Source organism: Roseateles sp., assembly GCF_965262435.1.
Lineage (GTDB): Bacteria > Pseudomonadota > Gammaproteobacteria > Burkholderiales > Burkholderiaceae_C > Paucibacter_A.
Map to the genome: position 1 here is coordinate 1,536,208 of NZ_OZ253537.1, position 19,178 is coordinate 1,555,385.

Below are 19,178 nucleotides of genomic sequence, written 5' to 3' on the forward strand. Positions count from 1 at the left end.
AGCGCAGTTTGACAAGCCGACGCGGGACAGGGGCGGTGCCGTAGTCCGTATGGCACGCGGCAGAAGCGGTGACCTTTCGGCCGTCAAACGCCCAGCGCCGCCAACCTCGCCCGCTGCACCGCCCGGCCGATCTCCGGCCCCCGGCGCCCCTCGGCCAGCGCCTGCGCGCTCACGGCCGCCAGGTCCACCGCCTGCACGGCGCGCAGGTCTTGCTGCAGCCGCTCGCGCTGCGGATAGGGGCGGTCTTCCAGGCCCAGGCGGCCGCGGGCGTCGCATTCGCAGGCCCAGAGCAGTTGCTCAAACCGCTCGGGGCGGCGCCAGGCGTCGCAGCGTTCCATCAGGCGCAATCGGGCCTCGGGGCTGAAGCTCTCGCTCTGGTGCACATGGGTGTGTTCGCGGGCGACCAGCTCGGCCAGCTCGCGGCAATCGCTGGGCACACGCCAGCGTTCGCTCAGGCGCCGCACCAGGGGCAGGCCGCGGCTCTCGTGGCCGATGTGGCGGGGCAGCACATCGGTCGGTGTCAGACCCTTGCCCAGGTCGTGGCAGAGGCTGGCGTAGCGGACGGTCAGCGGCGCCTGCTGGCGCGCGCATTGCTGCAGCACCATCAGCACATGGATGCCGGTGTCCACCTCGGGGTGGTGAGCCGGCGGCTGGGGCACGCCGAACAAGGCTTCCAGCTCGGGCGCCAAACGGGCCAGGGCGCCGCAGTCGCGCAGCACCTCGATCATGCGGGCCGGCTGCGCTTCCATCAGACCTTTGGCGAACTCCTGCCAGACGCGCTCAGGCACCAAGGCATCGACTTCGCCGGCGGCCACCATCTCGCGCATCAGGGCCAGGGTTTCCGGCGCCACGGTGAAGCCCTCAAAACGGGCGGCGAAGCGGGCCAGGCGCAGGATGCGCACCGGGTCTTCGGCAAAAGCGGGCGAGACATGGCGCAGCACTCGCGCGGCCAAGTCGCGCTGGCCGCCGTAGGGGTCGATGATCTGGCCGTCAGCGTCCTGGGCCATGGCGTTGATGGTGAGGTCGCGCCGGGCCAGGTCTTGCTCCAGCGTCACATCGGGTGCGGCATGGAAGGCAAAGCCGTGGTAGCCCGGCGCGGTCTTGCGTTCGGTGCGAGCCAGGGCGTATTCCTCATGCGTCTCGGGGTGCAGAAAGACCGGGAAGTCGCGGCCCACGGCAATGAAGCCGGCCGCAGCCATCAGGGCCGGGTCGGCCCCGACCACCAGCCAGTCGCGGTCCTTGACCGGCCAGCCCAGCAGCGCGTCGCGCACCGCGCCGCCGACCAGAAAATACGCTTGCTTCATCATCGTCTTCAGCTGGGCTTTGCCCTTGTTTCAGAATGGGACAGCGGACCCGCCAATCAGGGTATTCTGGCCTTTGAACCCCGTATATCGGGGGGATCTGCCGCAAGGAATGGCCTTACAGTCGGGGCATTGCTCCGGTGTGGCGGCTCTGCATTGCGCAGACGATCATGCCAGGGCTGACGGAACCACCGAGGGAGTTGAGTATGTTGACGCGCAAGATGACTGTGAATTCGATGCTGGCCGCTGCTGTGCTGGCCCTGGGCGCTGGCAGTGCTTCGGCCGCCACCTTCAGCGAAGACAGCTATTTCGACGGCACGACCTTCGTCTATGAGTTCGGTGCTCGCCAGATCACCGCCGCGGACGCAGCAGGCTCCTTCTCCTTCTTGCTGAATGCCAGTGACTTCGGTTTCAGCTCCCTGCTGGGCAGCTACACCGTGTCGGGCGACATCAGCGGCAGCCGTTTCCAGATCTCGGAAGTCAAGATCAATGGCACGGCTTGGGCCCTGGGCGCCAGTGGCAGCAATATCGACCTGGGCTCGCTGAGCTTCCCGACCATCAATTCCGTCGAAGTCACGGTGTCCGGCGCCCGCCTGGGTGCAGGCGCCAACTTCCAGGGTTCCCTGGTGCTGACACCGGTGCCGGAGCCGGAAACCTATGCCATGTTGCTGGCTGGCCTGGGTGTTGTGGGCTTTGTAGCCCGCCGCCGCAAGAGCGTCTGAATACACCTGACCCGCTGAGACGACTCAGCCCGCCAAGAAAAAAGCGCCGTGAGGCGCTTTTTTTCATGCATCGCCGCGCTCAGGGCTGGCTGCGGTAGGGCTCATCCTCGACGATGAAGTCACGTTCGGCCAGGGCATCGGTCACAAAGGCCTGCACCGCCGGGTGAGCCTCGACGGCTTGCACATAGGCTTGTGCAGTTGCAGACAAAGGCAGGCCGTAACGCGTGACCCGCATCACCACTGGGGCGAAGTAGGCGTCGGCCGCGCTGAAGGCGCCGAACATAAACGGCCCGCCGCTGGCTGCCAGGGCTTCGCTCCAGAGTGCATCGATGCGGGCCAGGTCCACCTTGAGCTTGGGCTCGGTGGTCAGCAAACGCGTACCCACGGTTCGCAGATCCGCATCGATATTCATGGGGCACAGGCTGCGCAGGGCACCGAAGCCGGCATGCATCTCGGCGCACAGGCTGCGCGCTCGTGCGCGTTGGCGTGCGTCGCGCGGCCAGATCGCGTGCTCGGGGTGTTGCTCGGCCAGGGTCTCGGTGATGGCCAAGGTGTCCCAGACCGCGAAGCCGTCGTCCTCGACCAGCAGCGGCACTTTGCCCACCGGAGTCAGCGCTGCCAGGGCCTGGTAGAAGGCCGAGCCGGGGCTGAAGTCGAAGCGCAGCTTGACCTCCTCGAAGGGAATGCCGAAGGCCTTGAGCAGCACCCAAGGGCGCATGGACCAGGAGGAGTAGTTCTTGTTGCCGATGTAGAGCTTCATGGCCTGTGCTTTCAAAAGATTCCGAACGGGCACAGCTTAGCGAAGCCCTCTGCCGTATCGGAACCTCAGGCCGCTGATATTCCCGCATGGGCTTGATGCTTCAGGCGCATCAATCCATCCATCCAATCGCGCCGGCCTCAGCGTCCCGCCTTCATGCGCCAGGCATCGAGTCGGCCGCAGCCCTGCTGCTCGGGGCGCAGATAGCTTGGCGCCACCGCCGCCAGTGAGCTGGGCGTGATGCCCAGCTCCGCCAAGCCCGGCAGGGCCAGGCCGCTGGCGCCGGCCACATTGGGCACGCGCATGGAGCCCAGGTTGTCGCGCGACATCAGTGGCTCGCCGGGCAGCAGCTCCATCATCAGCGCCTGCGTCCAGGCCAGCGGCGCGGGCAGGGGCAGGATGGGGCGCGGGTGGCCGCTCCAGCGGCCGGCTCGGCGCACGATCTCGCCCAGGCTCAACACCTCCGGGCCGGCGATCTCGTAGGTCTGGCCAATGGTCGCTGGGTCCGCGATGCAGCGCCGAATCGCTGCCGCCACATCCTCGACCCACACCGGCTGGAAGCGCGCCTCGGCGCCGGCCAGCGGCATCAGCGGGAACAGGGCCTGCAGCTTGGCAAACAGATTGACGAAGCGATCGCCGGCACCGAATACCACCGAGGGGCGAAGCAGGCTCAGGTCCAGATCAGGGGAGGTCTGCAACACCGCCTCGCCGCCGGCCTTGGAGCGCAGATAACGCGAAGGGCCCTCGGTCTGTCCGTCCACCGCGGCGCCGACGCCGAGGGCGCTGACGTGAATCAATCGGCGTACGCCAGCGGCCCGGCAGGCGGTCGCGATCTGGCGCGGCAGCTGTACATGGTTGCGCTGAAACTGGGCCTCATTGCCCTGCAGGATGGCGATCAGATTGACCACCACGTCATGGCCAGCCACCAGGGCTTGCAAGGTGTCGGGCCGGTGCACATCGGCCTGCAGCACGGTCAGCCCCGGCAGGCTCTGGATGGCTTGCAAGCCCGGCGCATGGCCCAGGCGCCGGGTCGGCACCGTGATGCGGGCGCGGCCGCCGTGGGCCTGCACCAGCTGTTCGCACAGGGCGCGGCCGATGAAGCCGCTACCGCCCAGGATCAGGATGGACGGGGTGCTGGAATCGATGGCGGTGCTCATGGCAGGGGCTGCTCCTCGGGGACGATGTCGGTGCCTGCGCTGCGCGGGCCGATGCTGCGGCCCAGGCGGGCCTTGAGGCTGCTGGCCTCGGGGCCCAGGCCCAACAGCTGGGCGTAGACGGCGCTGTTGGTCAGCACCTTCTTCACATAGTCGCGGGTTTCGATGAAGGGCACGTTTTCGGCCCAGATGGCCGCCTCCAGCACAGGGCCATCGCGCCAGCGGCGCGGGCGGCCGGGGCCGGCGTTGTAAGCGGCCGCGGCCATGGCGTAAGAGCCACCGAAGTCGTCGAGCACCAGCTTCAGGTAGTGGGTGCCGATGCGCAGATTGAAGTCTTGCGTCTTCATCAGCTCGGGGCTGTAGCTGAGTCCGGCCTTCTTGGCCGTCCAGCGCGCTGTGGCCGGCATCACCTGCATCAGGCCCGTGGCGCCGACGGAGGAGCGGGCGTCGGCGATGAAGCGCGACTCCTGGCGGATCAGGCCATAGACGAAAGCGGGGTCCAGGCCGGCCTCGCGGGCCTGGCCGAGCAAGGCGTTGCGGAAAGGGGTGGGGAAACGCTGCGCCAGGTCGAACTCCTGGCGGCTGCGGTCGCTGCTGTTGATGCAGCGGTCCCAGAGTTCGCGCTCGCAGGCCAGTTGGGCGGCGGCACGCAGCTCGCGGTCGTTCAGGCCGCGCAAGGAGTAGTTCCACTCGCGGTTGCCCTCGCTGCGCAGCCCGGCGTTGATCAGCAGCAGTGCGCGGCTCAGCCCCGCGTGAGCCTGCGCTTGGGCGCGCTCGGCCGGGCTCAAGGGGCTGGGTGCGGCGGGCAGTTGGGGTGTGAGCCCCAGTTCTTCTGCGGCCAGGCGGCCGTAGTAATTCAGGCCGGCCTGCGGGCCTTCGGCCATGGCGCGCAGCAGTTTGCGGGCTTCTTCGCGCTGGGCTTCACCGGCGGCGCCTGGGGCGGCGGTGGCCAGCAGGGTGCGCGCGCGCCAGTAGGGCCAGGGCGGCAGGTCGCGCGCCTCGCGCAGCTCGCGGGCCTGGCGCGCCTCCCGGGCTTCGCGGCCCTCACGCTGGCCGTCGTCCGCACCGGTCAGCAGGTCCAGGCCTTGCAAGGCCTGGGGCCAGCGGCCGCTGCGCAGGGCGGCGCGCACGATCCAGGCGCGTGTCTCTTCGCTCCACTCGGGCGTGTGGCGGCCTTGAGCCTTCAGCGCGCGTTCGAAATACTCGCTGGCTTCCGGCTGCAGCTTGAAGGCTGCCTGGCGGCCGATCTGGGCCCAGGCCCAGGCCTGCAGTTCCTGCGGCAGCTCGCGCTCCCAGCGCTTGTTCATGGCCTCGGCCGCGGCGCTCGGGTCGGCGGCGGCCAGGCGCATCAAGCCCAGGGTGGCCAGCTCGGTGTGCGTGCGAGCGCCGCCATGCGCTTTGCGCGCCATGTAGCGGGTCGGGTTGTCGATGATCTCCCTGAGCGCCAGCTCGGCTGGCTTGCCCAGCAGGCCGGCGGCTTGGCGCGCGGCCGGCAGCTTGAGCGATTCCAGCGAGAGTCGCAGCTTGAGCCAGATGTCGGCCTGGCTGAACTGTTTGTTGTCCAGCCAGGTGCGGGCCAGCAGGCCGCAGCCTTCGCCGGCGTCGCGCTGGGCCAGCCAGGCGGCGCGGGCCGATTCACGCGCCACCGGCCGGCCGTTGAAATGCTCGGCCAGCAGGGCGTAGCAGACGACCTCGCGGTCGTCGCGCATCTGGTAGCGGGTGTGGTCGTTCGCAAAATTCTTCCAGTCACGGCGACGGCCCAGCTCCAGCAGCCAGTCGTTGCGCAGCCGGTCTTCAACATACGTTCCTGGCCAGCGGGCGTAGAAAGCGTCCAGCTCGGGCTGAGTGGCCTCGGCCAGGCGCTGGCCGATCTGCCAGTAATCGACCCAGGGTGCGAGTGGGTGCTTGAGCTCTTGCGCCGCCACGTTCAGGGCCGACAGCCGCGCGCGGTTTTTCTGGCGAAGCGCGTCCTGTGCCTCCAGGATCAGCTCAGGGCTGGCGTTGGCTGTGGCCGCAGCTTGGGCCTTTGCAGGCGTGCCGGTCAACGCCAGCCAGCCGGCGACCGCACAGGCCAGCGCCAGGGTCAACGAGCGTGCGCGGCGCGCCCGGCGATCGGGGGCTTCCCCAGCCTGCGGCCGGACTTCTGCTTCATATACTGCCAAGAACATGGTCCCACTGCTTTCTTCTGTCTTTTCTACCATCGCAACGATTCAGGCGGGCCTGAGTGCATCGCTTGCCTGAGGAACCCAGCACATGAGCAACCCCACACCGGCTTCGGCTTCAACACCCGGCTACACCACACTGTCTCACGAGCGGCCAGCCCTGCGCGCGCAATTGTTGGCCCAGCGCAGCGCTTGGTTGGCCACACCGGCCGCTCACGCTGCCAGCGCCGCCTTGGGCCAGCGTTTGCACGAGCTGCTTCGCCAGCTGGCGCCGCAGTGTTTGGGCATCTACTGGCCGCTGGAAGGCGAGTTCAACCCGGCCCCGCATCTGCTGAACCTGGCCGCCATGTTGGAGCCCGAGGCCGGGACCGAGGCGGACGAAGAAGACGGCGATGAGTTTGAAGACGAGGGTCCGGCTGAGCCCCTTCAGTTCGCCTTGCCTTACGCCTACAAATCGCCGCGCCGCATGGACTACCGCCTCTGGGCCTGTCCGCTCGATGGCCCGGCGCCGACTTTGCTGGACGAATGCGGCATCCCGAGCAGCAAAGGCGCGGTGCTGGTGCCCGATGTGGTGCTGGTGCCTTGCGTGGGCTTCACCCGCGAGGGCTACCGCCTGGGCTACGGCGGTGGCTATTACGATCGCTGGCTGGCCGCCCACCCGGGCGTCACCAGCATCGGGCTGGCCTGGAGTTTCGGCGAGGCGGCGTTTGCTGTCGAGGCGCATGACCAGGCCTTGACTCTGGTGCTGACCGAACGGGAGCTGATGTCGCCGTGAACCCCTTCCAGAAGCGCGCAGCCTGATGGACACCTTGAGCCGCCGGAACTGTCTGGGCCAGGCGCTGTCCGCCTTGTCCTGTGCCTGGCTGCCGGCGGCCTTTGCTGCGGGGCCTGAGCAGCGCGTCATCCAGGCCGCCGTGCCCGCCGACGTGATGGCCGATTACGCGCGCTTCTTGAATGGCCGCGACCCCCTCAGCATCAGCGACTTTTCCGGGCCTCACTCGCGCCGCGATGTGGTGGAGGTGGTGCTGCTGCACCAGGCGCTGGCGATCGGTGGCTGGCTGCATCCGCTGGAGTTTGTGGACATGCCCTCGGGTGAGCGCCTCTTGCGCGAGATCAGCTCGGGCCGCCTGATCTGCAGTGCCACCACGTATTGGGAGCAGGATGTTGCCGGTGCAGGTGCCGGCACCGGCCAGGGCGTGTTGCTGAGCCGCCCCATGATCCAGACGGGCGAGTTCGAGGCCGGGCTCTACACGGTAGAAAGCAACCGCCGCGCCATGAGCGCGCGCACCCTGGCCGATGTGCAAGGCTTGAGCGTGCTGTCCAACCGCAACTGGGTGGTCGACTGGGCGACACTGGAGCAGCTGGGCATCAGCCGGCGCCAGCATGTCACCAACTGGGAGCTGATGCCGCGCATGGTGGCGGCCGGCCGGGCTGACCTTTTGTTGGCACCCTTCCAGGCCACGCCCGACCTGTCCCTGACGGTGGGCACTGTGCGTCTGCTGCCCATTCCTGGCCTCAAGGTCGCCCTGCGCGGCACGCGCCACTACCTGTTGGCGCGCGAACACCCGGAAGGTTTTGGCCTGCGCAGCGCGCTCGATGGCGGCCTGCAGCGCCTGCTGCAGCAGGGCGTGGTGCGCAAGGCCTACACGCAGTCGGGCTTCTTCAATGCCCGTACGGCGTCGTGGACCCGGCTGTAGCGAGCCTCAGTCCTCGGGCGGCAGCTCCGCCTCGCCGATATCCGCCCGCGTCTGCGCCGCCTGCTCAGTGATCCAGTCGCAGAACTGTCGCACCTCGGTGCGCTCGCGGCTGTGGCGGGACTGCAGCTGCCAGTAGGAGATGGGGCTGCTCATGCGGCCGGCCGGGCCGAAGGGTTCGACCAGATCGCCGCGCTGCAGCTGCTCGCTGACCAGGGCCACGCGTGCCAGGGCCACGGCCTGACCGGCCAGGGCGGCTTGCACCTGCTGGTAGGTGAAGTTGAGGTACATCCAGCGGCGTGGCTGCAGCTCGCCCACGCCATGGCTGCGCAGCCAGCGGCGCCAGCCCAGGTATTCGGTGCTGGCGCGCGAGTCGTCTTCCTCGGCCAGGCTGTAGGCGGCCAGATCGGCCGGCTGGCGCAGGGGCGGCGCTTCGCCGGCCGCGGCGCGCTCGGCGGCCCAGCGGCCGATGGCCGGGGTCAGGGTCTCGCCGAACAAGCGCTCAGCGCCGGCCGGGGTTTGCTCTTTCGAGATGTAGCGCAGGGCCACGTCGAACTCGCTGTCGTCGAGGTCGATCACCACATCATTGGCCGAGACGCGGATGTCGATGTCAGGATGCTCGCGCTGGAAGGCCTCCAAGCGCGGGATCAGCCAGAGCGAGGCGAAGGACGCAAAGGTGGTCACATTGACCACGCGCCGGCCGCGCGACTGGCGGATCTGGCGCACCGTCTGGTCCAGGCGTTCGAGCAGGGGCAGGACCTGGTGGCGCAGCACGGCGCCGTCGGCGCTGAGTTCGACGAAGCGAGTGCCGCGCAGGAAGAGCGTGCAGCCGATTTCCTCTTCCAGCGATCGGATCTGGCGGCTGATGGCCGATTGGGTCAGGTGCAGCTCTTCGGCCGCAGCGCGAAAGCTGAGCAGCCGGGCCACCGCCTCGAAGGCGCGCAAGGGGCCGATGGACAGCGGTCGCTGCCGGCTGGACAGGGGCAGCCGCGCAGGCTGCGGGTCGGTAGGGTGCTCGCCATTCATGCGCGAATGGTATCAATCGCCGGCGACAGTCTCATTGGACGCCGCTCCGGGCGAACCCTAGGATTCACCCATGGCTTCTGAGGATGCGCGCAATGTCTGCGCTGCCCCTGGGAGCGAACAGCGGGAGCAGGAATCATGAGTGAATCGCAAGCATTGTGGCGTCTGGCCGAGGGCGAGGCCCTGAGTTTCAAGGTCGGCCCGGGCGCGCGCGAGCTGCGCGTGAGCAGCGGCCGCCTCTGGCTGACTCAGCCCGGCCGCCCCGAGGCGCCGGCCGAAGATGTTTGGTTGCAGGCCGGGCAATCGCTGGCCCTGGCCTCGGGCAGCCAGGTGGTGATCGAGGCCTGGCCTCAGGCGGCCTTCCAACTGCTGGTGCCGCCCTCGGCCTGCCCGGCCCTGCAGGCGCGGCTGGGTGAACAGCGCGCGGCACAGCGGCGGAATGCGATGGGTGGCCTTGCTGCAGCCTGAAACCTGACGCGCCACTTCAGCGCGGCGCTGCCTTTTTCCCGGCTGCCTGCTTCTTTTTTGCCGCAGGCTTTTTGGCCTTGCTGGCTCGCGCCCGCAAGGCGGCGCCCAGGGCCAGGCGCGCCCAGGGCGTCATCAGTGCGGGTGACTCCATGGCCTCCTCGGGCGCCACGAAGTAGCCCAGGCTCATGACCTGACCCTCACGCTCGTACTGGAAGGGCGCACAGCCGGCAGCTTCGAACCGCGGCCGGCTCTCGGCATCGGCTTTCAGGTAAAGCTGATCGAAAGCGATCAGAGCGATGAAGATGTCCTCGACATAAATGCCCCAGCCGCCGAACATGCGGCGGCTGCGCAGCGGCCCCAGCGGGGCGAGCAGCTCCAGGCTGTGGGCGAGCAATTCCTTGGAATCCTTGGACATGGGTCAAATATAGGGGCAGTTTTGGCCCAGGCCCGTCACCAAGTCCGCACACAATCGCGAGGCATTCCGAATTGCTTGCCAGCCAGTTCCCAGGGAGTTGTCAGTGGACATGAATGACCGTGCCGCCTTGCGCCACAAGCTGATCCAGGATCGCCTGAACCTGCCCCATCGCCTGGAGCTGGCCGAGCAGCTGCAAAGCGTGCTGCGGGTCTGGCTGGTGCGGCGGCCTGAGTTGACCATCGGCGCTTACTGGCCCATCAAGGGGGAGTTCGACCCGCTGCCGGCGCTCTACCGCTGGAGCGAGGCCCAGCCCGATCGCCGCATCGGTTTGCCCGTGGTGGACAAGGAGCATGGCACGCTGCGCTTTCACGTCTGGTACCCCGGCTGCCCGATGGAAGAAGACGCCTATGGCATCCCCAAGCCCAAAGACACCGCCACCTTCGAGCCGCAACTGCTGCTCGTGCCCTGCGTGGGCTACGGGCCTTTCGGCCTGCGCTTGGGCTATGGCGGCGGCTTCATGGATCGCACCTTGGCCGAGCTGCAGCCGCGTCCGGCCACGGCTGGGGTCGGCTACGCCCATGGCTTTCTGCCCATGCTCAAGGCCGAGCCGCATGATGTGCCGCTGGATGCGGTCCTGACCGAAGAAGGTGTGGTCTGGGACTGCGAAGGCTGAGCATTCTTCAGCCTGCCATGGCCGACAATCCGCAGCCATGAGCATGACGACCTACGCCCAACACCTGGCCCAGTTGCAATCGCAGCTGGAAAGCGCCCTGGCGCGCACCGGCTTTGACGCGCTGCTGATCGCGTCCGGCATCGAGAAGTACGCCTTCCTCGACGACCGGCCCTATCTGTTCCAGCCCAACCCGCATTTCAAGCATTGGCTGCCGCTGACCCAGCATCCCAACAGCTGGTTGCTGCTGCGACCTGGCCACAAGCCGCGCGTTGTCTACTACCAGCCCGATGACTACTGGCATGTGCCGCCCAGCGCGCCGACCGGCGAGTGGGTGCAGCATGTGGAGCTGATCGTCATCAGCCGCGCCGAGGACGCCGCCGCTCATCTGCAGGTGCCAGGCCGCTTGGCCATCATCGGCGAGGCCGATGCCGCGCTCGACGGCGTGGTGCCCAACAATCCGCAGGACCTGATTCACCTGCTGCACTACCAGCGCGCCTACAAAACGGCGTACGAGCTGGAACAGATGCGCGCCGCCTCGCGCCGAGCCGCGCCGGCCCATCTGGCCGCGCGCGATGCCTTCCTGGCCGGCGCCTCGGAAGCCGAGATCCACCGTGCCTACCTGATCGCCGCCGGCCACACCGACCGCGATCTGCCCTACGGCAATATCGTGGCGCTCAACGAACATTGCGCCGTGCTGCACTACCAGTACCAGGACACGCAGCGCCCGGCCCAGAGCCGCAGCTTCCTGATCGATGCTGGCGCGCAAGTGAACGGTTATGCCTCGGACATCACCCGCACGTGGTCGGCCGGTGGCGCCGACAGCGCCGAGTTCGATGCCCTGCTGGGCGCCATGGAATCGGCCCAGCTGGCGCTGGTGGACGAGGTGCGCGCCGGGGTGGACTACCGCGACATCCATCTGAGCACCCACCGCCGCATCGCCGCCATCCTGCAAGACCAGGGTCTGGTGCGCATGAGCGTGGAAGCGCAGCTGGCCGAGCGCGTGACCAGCATCTTCTTCCCGCACGGCATCGGTCATTTGCTGGGCCTGCAGGTGCACGATGCGGGCGGCTTTATGGCCGACGAGACCGGTGCCGTTTCGCCCAAGCCCGAAGGCCACCCCTATCTGCGCCTGACCCGGCCCCTGGCGGCCGGCATGGTGGTGACCATCGAGCCGGGCCTCTATTTCATCCCGACCTTGCTGCGCCAGCTGCGCGCCAGCGCCTCGGCAGCGTCCGTGGACTGGGCCAAGGTTGAGCGCCTGAGCCGTTTCGGCGGCATCCGCATCGAAGACGATGTGGTCTGCCGGGCGGAAGGGGCTGCCGAGAATCTGACGCGGGATGCGTTTGCTGACTTGAGCTGAGGTTGTTCTGGCGGGTGTCGGCACAGAGCAGCCTTCATGTTCTCCCTCGGAAGGCCCTGCAGTCCGGGCCGCCGCCGGGCTCATGGTTCCGGGGTCGGCCCTGACGGGCCGACTGCCTTGCGCTGCTCGCGCCTCGGGGCTGGCGCATAACTCACTGCACTCACTGCGTTCGTTTCGTTCAAGCAGACGCGCCAAGTCAGCGCTTGAAGCGCGCGGTTACGCGCGCGCCCCGAGCCGCTGCGCTGCTCAGCCCTCCACAATTCGCCCAGCGGCGACCCGAACTGCAGGGCGCTTGCATCGCGATCGATGTGCCCCTCGGCGATGGAACACGCCACATTCGGAGGTGGCTCGGCCCGACGACGGGCGATTTGTGCGCGGCCGAGAGCGCAACGAAGCGGCTCAGGCGCGCGCCGAAGCTTGCTTCAAGCGCGCTTCAAGCTCTGACTCGGCGCCACTGTTTGACCACAGTGAGCGCAGCGAACGGAGGGAGTTTGGCGCCGCTGAGCCGCGCAGTGAGCAGCGAGGGGAGTCGGCGCGCAGAGCCGACCCGGGCACCATGAGCACGGCGGCGGGCCGTGCCACCGCAGCGCGCAAACCCGGATACCGAACTTCCGCGATGTGCCGTTTCCCGCCGACGAAAAAATGCCGCTGTGCTTTCTTCAAGCTGCAGCGGGATGGCGCCTGGACTTCTGGCGCGGCCACCGTTGAAGATGGCACGGGTGATGACAGCGGGAAACTGTCTGGGTTTGGCTTGCTCCGACTTAGAAGCGGAAGCCCAGACCCACGCCGACCAGGGTGGGGTCGACCTTGAACTTGCCGACTTCGGTGCCGCTGGAGTAGACCTTGGTGCCGATCTGGACCTTCTTCACATCCACATTCAGGTACAGGTTCTTGCTCAGCTCGATGTCCGCGCCGACCTGGAAGGACAGGCCATAGCTGTTGCGCTTGATGCTGGGGTGCAGGGCAGCGTCCACGGCGGAGTCGAACTTCACGGCCGAGAAGTTGGTGTAGTTGACGCCGGCACCGACGTAGGGGCGGAAGGCGCCGGTCGGGTTGAAGTGGTACTGGGCCGACAGGGTCGGAGGCAGGTGCTTGAGCGAGCCGATGGCCGTGCCATTGGACTTCAGCGTATGCTTTTGCGGCACGGTCAGGATCAGTTCCAGCGCGAAGTTCGGGGTCACGAAGTAGCTGAAGTCCACCTCGGGGATGACCTTGTTGTTCACGCTCAGGCCCAGGCCGGTGCTGTCCTTGTTGGCCGAATCCAGGTTCACGGCGCGCACGCGCACCAGCCAGGGGCTTTCTTGGGCTGCAGCGTTGAAGGAGGCGCCAGCAAGGGTGGCGATGGCCAGGGCGGCAGCGGCGGTGCGAGCAAAAGTCTTGGTGATCATTTTTTGGCTTCCTATGTATGGGATCAATCAAATCTGTTCCCGATGGAAGCCATTGAATCGCTGTGTGCGGGGTTAACCCTTGATCTGGCGCAAATGCAAAAAGGCCCTCGCGAGGAGGGCCGGTGCCACTTGATTTACCGCAAACAACTCAGCCAAGTCCGAGGCGTTTGCACAACGCCAGCGTCAGCGCCGATTGATTGAGCGTATAGAAGTGGATGCTCGGTGCGCCGCCGGCAATCAGGCGCTCGCAGACGCGTGTCATCACCTCCAGGCCGAACTCGCGGATGCTGGCCACATCGTCCATATAGCCTTCCATCTTCAGTGCCACCCAGCGCGGGATCTCGATGCCGTCGCGGGCTGCGAACTGGGCGATGCGGGCGTAGTTGTGGAAGGGCATGATGCCCGGCACGATGGGCGCGTCGACGCCCAGCTTGCGTGCCTCGTCGACGAAGTGGAAGTAGGCGTCCGGGTTGAAGAAGAACTGCGTGATGGCCGAGTTGGCCCCGGCCCGCATCTTGGCGGCAAAGTGCTGCAAGTCCTTGGCGGCATAACGTTGCTGCGGGTGGTACTCGGGGTAGGCCGCCACTTCGATCTGCCAGTCCGGGCCCTGGGTCTCGCGGATGAAGGCGACCAGCTCCGAGGCATAACGGAATTCACCGGCGGTGGCGGTGCCGCTGGGCAGATCGCCACGCAGGGCCACCACGCGGCGGATGTTCTGCGCGCGGTAGGTGGCCAGGATCTCGGCGATGTTCTCGCGCGTGGAGCCCACGCAGGACAGATGCGGCGCGGCTTCGTAGCCTGCGGCTGCAATGTCCATCACCGTGCTCAAGGTCTTCTCGCGCGTGGAGCCGCCCGCGCCATAGGTGACGCTGAAGTAATGCGGATTCAGCACGCTCAGGTCTTGCACCACGGTCTTGAGCTTCTCGGTGCCCACCGGGGTGTTCGGCGGGAAGAACTCGAAGCTGACCGGCACGCGGGGTGTTGCTGTACTCATGGCGTTTCTTTCGCGACCTCGGGCGCTTGCGCCCAGAGGAAAAATTCCTTGTTGCCGTCACCGCCGGTGATGGCACTTTCAAAATAGCCCCGCACCTGCCAGCCCTGATCGCGGGCGGCCTGGCGGGCCTGGGTTTCCAGCAGCGGGTATTGCTTGGCGTCCTTGACCAAGCCGCCGCGGGCCAGCGCCTTCTTGCCCAGCTCGAACTGCGGTTTCACCAGCAGCAAGACCTGACCCTGCGGCGCCAGCCAGGCGGCCAGATGCGGCAAGGCGCCCAGCATGGAGATAAAGCTGAGGTCGCCGACGATCAAGGCAAAACCTCCAGCCGGTGCATGCTGCGCCAGGGCCGAGCCGGCCAGCTCGCGCACATGCAAATGCTCCAGCCCCACCACCTGGGGGTGCTGGCGCAGCTGTTCATGCAGCTGGCTGTGGCCCACGTCCACGCCGACCACCTTGGCCGCGCCCGCTTTCAGCAGGCAATCGGTAAAGCCGCCGGTGCTCTGGCCCATGTCCAGCACCGTCAGACCACTCACATCCAGGCCGCTCTGCTGCAGCGCACCCTCCAGCTTGAGCCCGCCGCGCGAGACAAAGCGCAGCTCCGCGTCATCGCTGACGCGCAGCTCGCAATGCTCCGGCAACTCTTCACCCGCCTTGCGGATCGTCTGCCAGTCCTTGGGCGCCCGCCACTGCGCCGCACCGGCCGAAATCAGCCGCTGCGCCGCCGAGCGAGTCGGTGCGAGGCCTTTGGAAACTAACAGTTGATCAGCGCGCATGGGTTTGGTTTCAGGTCTTGCGAGGCGTAGCGAGCGGCCGTCAGGCTAGGCGCGGGCGGATCCGCAGACCGGAACGTAGCTGGGCTACGTGAGGATCTGCGGAGGGACCCGCAACGATGTCTGGCGGCCGCGCAGTAGCCTGCCGATCAATAGCGGTAGGAGTTGGGCTTGAAGGGACCTGTCTTGGGCACGCCAATGTAAGCCGCTTGCTCCGCCGTCAACTCGCTCAGCTGCGCATTCAGCGTGCTCAGCTGCAGGCGGGCCACCTTCTCGTCCAGGTGCTTGGGCAGCACATAGACCTTACCGATGTCGTAGGCGTCCTTGTGGGCGAACAGCTCGATCTGGGCGATGGTCTGGTTGGCGAAGCTGGACGACATCACATAGCTCGGGTGGCCCGTGCCGCAGCCCAGGTTCACCAGACGGCCCTTGGCCAGCAGGATGATGCGACGACCCGAGGGGAAGATCACATGGTCGACCTGCGGCTTGATCTCGTCCCACTCGCAGGATTCCAGCGAGGCGACATCGATCTCGTTGTCGAAGTGGCCGATATTGCAGACGATGGCCTGGTCCTTCATGGCCTCCATATGCTCGCGACGGATCACGTTCTTGTTGCCGGTGGCGCTGACAAAAATGTCGGCCTTGTCGGCGGCGTATTCCATGGTCACGACGCGGTAGCCTTCCATCGCGGCCTGCAGGGCGCAGATCGGGTCGATCTCGGTCACCCAGACTTGGGCCGACAGAGCGCGCAAGGCCTGGGCCGAGCCCTTGCCCACATCGCCGTAGCCGGCCACCACGGCGACCTTGCCGGCGACCATCACATCGGTGGCGCGCTTGATCGCGTCGACCAGGGATTCGCGGCAGCCGTAGAGGTTGTCGAACTTGCTCTTGGTCACCGAGTCATTGACGTTGATGGCGCGGAACAGCAGGCTGCCCTTGGCCGCCATTTCGTTCAGGCGCAGCACGCCGGTGGTGGTTTCCTCGGTCACGCCGATGATCTCGGCGCTCTTGCGGGTGTACCAGCTGCCGTCCTGGGCGACCTTGGCCTTGATGGCCGCGAACAGGATGCGTTCTTCTTCGCTGCCCGGGTTTGCCAGCACGCTCAGGTCCTTCTCGGCCTTCTGGCCCAGATGCATCAGCAGGGTGGCATCGCCGCCGTCATCGAGAATCATGTTCGGGCCTTCGCCCGCCTCGCCCTTGCCGGCGAACTCGAAGATGCGATGGGTGTAGTCCCAGTAGTCTTCTAGCGTCTCGCCCTTGTAGGCGAACACCGGGGTGCCCTTGGCGACCAGGGCGGCGGCGGCCTGGTCCTGAGTCGAGAAGATATTGCAGGACGCCCAGCGCACTTGTGCGCCCAGGGCTTGCAGGGTCTCGACCAGCACGGCGGTCTGGATGGTCATGTGCAGCGAGCCGGTGATGCGCGCGCCCTTCAGCGGCTGCGTGGCGGCGTACTCGCGGCGGATGGCCATCAGCGCGGGCATCTCGCTCTCGGCGATGTTCATTTCCTTGCGGCCCCAGGCGGCCAGGCTCAAGTCCTTGATCAGGTATTGGTCGGCGGCCAGCGGGGTGGTGGTGATGGCGGTAGTCATCGGACAGCTCCTTCATGCGAGATATGAAGCCGCTGTCGTCATCGCCGGGGGGGAAGGGTGTCCAAAAGGACAGGCCCGGAGTTCCGAACCTTGCAAACCGATCACCCACGCGAAAACGTCAGCGGGTGAGCGCGGTTGCCATATGGACAGGGCCGAGAGGGGAGGGGCCGCTGTGCAAATTTTTCCGAGCCTGGCCCAGATCCAGCGAGCCGGATCCAGGTTGCAACGCTCCTCGGAACGCCTGAATTCTAGCCGCATCACTGCAAGTCGCGTGCGGAACAAGCGGGGAATCCCTGGCTATTCGCCGTGCCAGGGTTTCTTCAGCCTGGCTCCTCCAGGCCGAGAAAGCAGGCCAGCTTGCTCAGCTCCTGCTCCAATGCCTTGGCAAAGGCCGGGTCGGGGGGAGGGTAGCCTTGCACATAGCCCAGCTGCGCCTGCAGCCGGCCCCCGGTCGCGCTGACATTACCCCAGCCGATCACCTCGCCGCGCCATAGCAGAGGCAGGGCGTAGTAGCCGAGTTTGCGCTTGGGCGCTGGGGTGTAGGCCTCAAAGCGATAGGCCCAGCCCCAAAAGCGCTCGAAGCGCAGGCGGTCCCAGACGATGGGGTCGAAGGGGGCCAGCAGGCGCGCGGCCTCGTCCAGTTTCCAGCGTTTGGAGCTTGGGTTCTCGCCCTCAGGCCAGTACCAGGTCTGCCCCTCGACCTCGGCCTGGGGCCAGGTCTTGCGCGCCATGGCCAGGGTCTGGCGCAGCTCACTGCGCAGATGTGGCGCGCCGTAGCCCAGCAGGCTGCAGAGCTGGCCCAGGCTGCGCGAGGGCAGGGGCGCGTACTTGGCCAGCACCAGCTCTAGCAGGGCCTGTGCTTTCTCATGCGGCGAGCGCGGGTCGGCCTCGTGCACCACGGCGCTGTAGACCCGCTGCCCTTGCTCGCGTTGCTGCACGCGCAGCAAGCCTCGGTAGTGCATCGCGTCGAGCAGATGGGTGGTGGCATTGCTGCTGCCGCCCCAGGCATTGCGGGTGGCGCCGAGCTGAAACTCAGCCTGGATCTCGCGCGGGTGGCAGGCTCCATGGGCTTGGACGAATGCCTGGATCTCGGCCGCCTGGGCGCGTGTCTTGGCGTCCCAGCTGCGCTTGGCGCTGCGCGGGTGCATGAGCTTGAGGTGCTCGCGCGGCAGGAAGCCGTAGTTGACCAGGCAGTCTTCTTCCACGGCCAGGCGGGCATAGCGCCGCTCCAGGTCGCCGGCTCGGTAGTCCTTGACGCGGTGCCGCAGGGTCAGGTCTTGCGCACGGGCCGGGGCGCGGATCGGATCCGCCTGCACAAAGCCCAGACGCTGGATGGCCTGCGGCAGGCTGGTCGGCTTGAACAGGCTGCGGGCCACGGCATGGCGCCGCAGGTCTTCGATGGTGATGGTCTTGCTGTTGACGCCCATGAGCGGCCCTCCTGGGCGCCGAGCATAGGCAAGGGGCTGTGGTTTTGTCCAGCTGTTTCAGGGCTTGGGTGTGGCGCGCAGCAACTCCCTCTGCTCCACCGTGTCGAGCAGCATTTCGTAGCTGAAGAAGCGGTTGCGGCCATGTGCCTTGGCCGTGTACAGCGCGTCATCGGCGCGAATCAACAGGCCCTCTGCCGTGGTTGATGCATCGGGAACGCAGGTCGTGATGCCGCCGGACAAGCTGACGTGGCGGGCGACGGGCGAATCCGGGTGGGCGATATGGGCGTGGGTCAGAAGATGGGTCAGGGTTCGCGCATAGGTCATGGCGCCCGACCGGGGTGTGTTGGGCAGGACCAAGGCGAACTCCTCTCCGCCATAGCGGGCCACGCAGTCGCTCGGGCGGCGGCAGGCCTCGCTGAGCAGCTGAGCCACCTGGCGCAGGCAGGCATCACCTTCCACATGCCCCAGTTTGTCGTTGTAGCGCTTGAAGAAGTCCACATCGCAGAGCACGACCGTCAGCGGCGTGGCGTCCCGCCAGGCACGCCCGATCTCTTCATGCAGCCTGGCGTCGAGTGCGCGGCGGTTCATCAGGCCGGTCAGGCTGTCAATGCTGGTCAATTCCTGCAATTGCGCGTTGGCCAGGCGCAAGTCCTCGGACATCTCCAGCAGTCGCTGGCGCATGCCCAGCAAGCGCTGCATGGCGCGCAGCTTGGCATGCAAGACCATCGGTGACAGGGGCTTGATCAGGTAGTCGTCGCCGCCGGCGTCGATGCCTTGCCAGATGGCCGCATCCTCGTCGCGCTGGGAAAGAAAGAGGATCGGTGTCCAGCCCCCAGGCTCGGCCGCGCGCATGGCACGGGCGGTCCAGTAGCCGTCGCGGACCGGCATCTCCACGTCCAGCAGGACGATGTCGGGCCGGTGGCGGATGAACAGCTCCAGGGCCCATTCCCCGCTGTCGGCTTCGATGACGCGGTGGCCGACCCGGTCCAGCTCGGCGCTGACAGCGACGCGGGTGGCGCTTTGATCGTCAACGATCAGCACGGTGAGTGGGTTCGGCGAGGTGATGGCCATGGGCGGGTCTGAGGGGCTGTGGGTTGACGGTGGGGCGCTTGGGGCGGCGGGCGGGCGAGGAGGCTTCGCGCGGTCGCGTGATCGTCCCTGCGCTATCGGCGTTCAAGGGCATGGCTTGAGCATGCCTATCGCCTGGCGCGTCGGTTTTTGCTTTAGATCCGCGCATGGCGGCCGATAAGACGAGCACAGAGCCGATGGGCGCCTGACGCT

18 protein-coding genes and 1 riboswitch are annotated in these 19,178 nt (G+C 67.0%); of the genes, 6 read left to right on the forward strand and 12 right to left on the reverse strand.

The window, feature by feature from the left end; all coding sequences use genetic code 11:
• Positions 1–83 precede the first annotated feature (83 nt).
• Positions 84–1,304 (reverse strand): multifunctional CCA addition/repair protein, encoded by a 1,221-nt coding sequence (locus tag ACQY39_RS06625; RefSeq protein ID WP_428504570.1) that lies wholly within the window; start codon positions 1,302–1,304, stop codon positions 84–86.
• A gap of 203 nt (positions 1,305–1,507) precedes the next feature.
• Between ACQY39_RS06625 and ACQY39_RS06630 the strand changes: the two genes are divergently transcribed.
• Entirely contained in the window at positions 1,508–2,023 is a 516-nt protein-coding gene (locus ACQY39_RS06630; protein ID WP_428504572.1) for an FxDxF family PEP-CTERM protein, read from the forward strand.
• Positions 2,024–2,102: 79 nt separating this feature from the next.
• On the opposite strand, the gene ACQY39_RS06635 is transcribed toward ACQY39_RS06630, so the two are convergent.
• The 3 genes from ACQY39_RS06635 to ACQY39_RS06645 form a co-directional block, all read right to left on the reverse strand.
• The gene (locus ACQY39_RS06635; protein WP_428504574.1) at positions 2,103–2,783 is read right to left on the reverse strand and encodes a glutathione S-transferase family protein; all 681 of its coding nucleotides are present in this window, start codon (positions 2,781–2,783) and stop codon (positions 2,103–2,105) included.
• Positions 2,784–2,920: 137 nt separating this feature from the next.
• Entirely contained in the window at positions 2,921–3,937 is a 1,017-nt protein-coding gene (locus ACQY39_RS06640; protein WP_428504576.1) for a complex I NDUFA9 subunit family protein, read from the reverse strand.
• Positions 3,934–6,102, reverse strand: a complete 2,169-nt coding sequence (locus ACQY39_RS06645) for a transglycosylase SLT domain-containing protein (RefSeq protein WP_428504578.1) — start codon at positions 6,100–6,102, stop codon at positions 3,934–3,936. Before ACQY39_RS06645 ends, ACQY39_RS06640 begins: the two co-directional genes overlap by 4 nt.
• Before the next feature lie 85 nt (positions 6,103–6,187).
• On the opposite strand from ACQY39_RS06645, the gene ACQY39_RS06650 reads away from it, so the two are divergent.
• Positions 6,188–6,871, forward strand: a complete 684-nt coding sequence (locus ACQY39_RS06650) for a 5-formyltetrahydrofolate cyclo-ligase (protein WP_428504580.1) — start codon at positions 6,188–6,190, stop codon at positions 6,869–6,871.
• A 25-nt stretch (positions 6,872–6,896) separates the two neighbouring features.
• On the forward strand, positions 6,897–7,793 hold the full coding sequence (locus ACQY39_RS06655) for a hypothetical protein (RefSeq protein WP_428504582.1): 897 nt from the start codon (positions 6,897–6,899) through the stop codon (positions 7,791–7,793).
• A 6-nt stretch (positions 7,794–7,799) separates the two neighbouring features.
• Here ACQY39_RS06655 and ACQY39_RS06660 read toward each other — a convergent pair whose 3' ends face one another.
• Complete coding sequence (locus ACQY39_RS06660; RefSeq protein ID WP_428504584.1) at positions 7,800–8,816, reverse strand: LysR substrate-binding domain-containing protein; 1,017 nt, start codon at positions 8,814–8,816, stop codon at positions 7,800–7,802.
• A 135-nt stretch (positions 8,817–8,951) separates the two neighbouring features.
• Between ACQY39_RS06660 and ACQY39_RS06665 the strand changes: the two genes are divergently transcribed.
• Positions 8,952–9,281: a DUF2917 domain-containing protein gene (locus tag ACQY39_RS06665; RefSeq protein ID WP_428504586.1), complete on the forward strand. Its 330-nt coding sequence runs from the start codon at positions 8,952–8,954 to the stop codon at positions 9,279–9,281.
• A 16-nt stretch (positions 9,282–9,297) separates the two neighbouring features.
• Here ACQY39_RS06665 and ACQY39_RS06670 read toward each other — a convergent pair whose 3' ends face one another.
• Positions 9,298–9,696 (reverse strand): TfoX/Sxy family protein, encoded by a 399-nt coding sequence (locus ACQY39_RS06670; RefSeq protein ID WP_428504588.1) that lies wholly within the window; start codon positions 9,694–9,696, stop codon positions 9,298–9,300.
• Between the two features lie 109 nt (positions 9,697–9,805).
• On the opposite strand from ACQY39_RS06670, the gene ACQY39_RS06675 reads away from it, so the two are divergent.
• Positions 9,806–10,369 carry a 5-formyltetrahydrofolate cyclo-ligase gene (locus ACQY39_RS06675; protein ID WP_428504590.1) on the forward strand — a complete coding sequence of 188 codons (564 nt, stop codon included), beginning with the start codon at positions 9,806–9,808 and terminating at the stop codon, positions 10,367–10,369.
• 37 nt (positions 10,370–10,406) lie between these two features.
• Positions 10,407–11,729, forward strand: coding sequence for a Xaa-Pro dipeptidase (gene pepQ, locus ACQY39_RS06680; protein WP_428504592.1), 1,323 nt, complete (start codon positions 10,407–10,409; stop codon positions 11,727–11,729).
• A gap of 761 nt (positions 11,730–12,490) precedes the next feature.
• On the opposite strand, the gene ACQY39_RS06685 is transcribed toward pepQ, so the two are convergent.
• The 6 genes from ACQY39_RS06685 to ACQY39_RS06710 all read right to left on the reverse strand — a co-directional run bounded on the left by ACQY39_RS06685 (position 12,491) and on the right by ACQY39_RS06710 (position 18,968).
• A complete protein-coding gene (locus tag ACQY39_RS06685) occupies positions 12,491–13,117 on the reverse strand; it encodes an OmpW/AlkL family protein (RefSeq protein WP_428504594.1) in 627 nt (208 codons plus the stop codon).
• 148 nt (positions 13,118–13,265) lie between these two features.
• Positions 13,266–14,111 (reverse strand): methylenetetrahydrofolate reductase [NAD(P)H], encoded by an 846-nt coding sequence (gene metF, locus ACQY39_RS06690; protein WP_428504596.1) that lies wholly within the window; start codon positions 14,109–14,111, stop codon positions 13,266–13,268.
• Positions 14,108–14,884, reverse strand: coding sequence for a TlyA family RNA methyltransferase (locus ACQY39_RS06695; protein WP_428504598.1), 777 nt, complete (start codon positions 14,882–14,884; stop codon positions 14,108–14,110). The genes metF and ACQY39_RS06695 overlap by 4 nt, the downstream gene beginning before the upstream one ends.
• A gap of 146 nt (positions 14,885–15,030) precedes the next feature.
• A complete protein-coding gene (ahcY, locus tag ACQY39_RS06700) occupies positions 15,031–16,470 on the reverse strand; it encodes an adenosylhomocysteinase (protein ID WP_428504600.1) in 1,440 nt (479 codons plus the stop codon).
• 120 nt (positions 16,471–16,590) lie between these two features.
• Positions 16,591–16,710: riboswitch (S-adenosyl-L-homocysteine riboswitch) on the reverse strand.
• A gap of 80 nt (positions 16,711–16,790) precedes the next feature.
• The gene (locus tag ACQY39_RS06705) at positions 16,791–17,897 is read right to left on the reverse strand and encodes a DNA glycosylase AlkZ-like family protein (RefSeq protein ID WP_428504602.1); all 1,107 of its coding nucleotides are present in this window, start codon (positions 17,895–17,897) and stop codon (positions 16,791–16,793) included.
• 57 nt (positions 17,898–17,954) lie between these two features.
• Entirely contained in the window at positions 17,955–18,968 is a 1,014-nt protein-coding gene (locus tag ACQY39_RS06710; protein ID WP_428504604.1) for a GGDEF domain-containing response regulator, read from the reverse strand.
• Positions 18,969–19,178 lie beyond the last annotated feature (210 nt).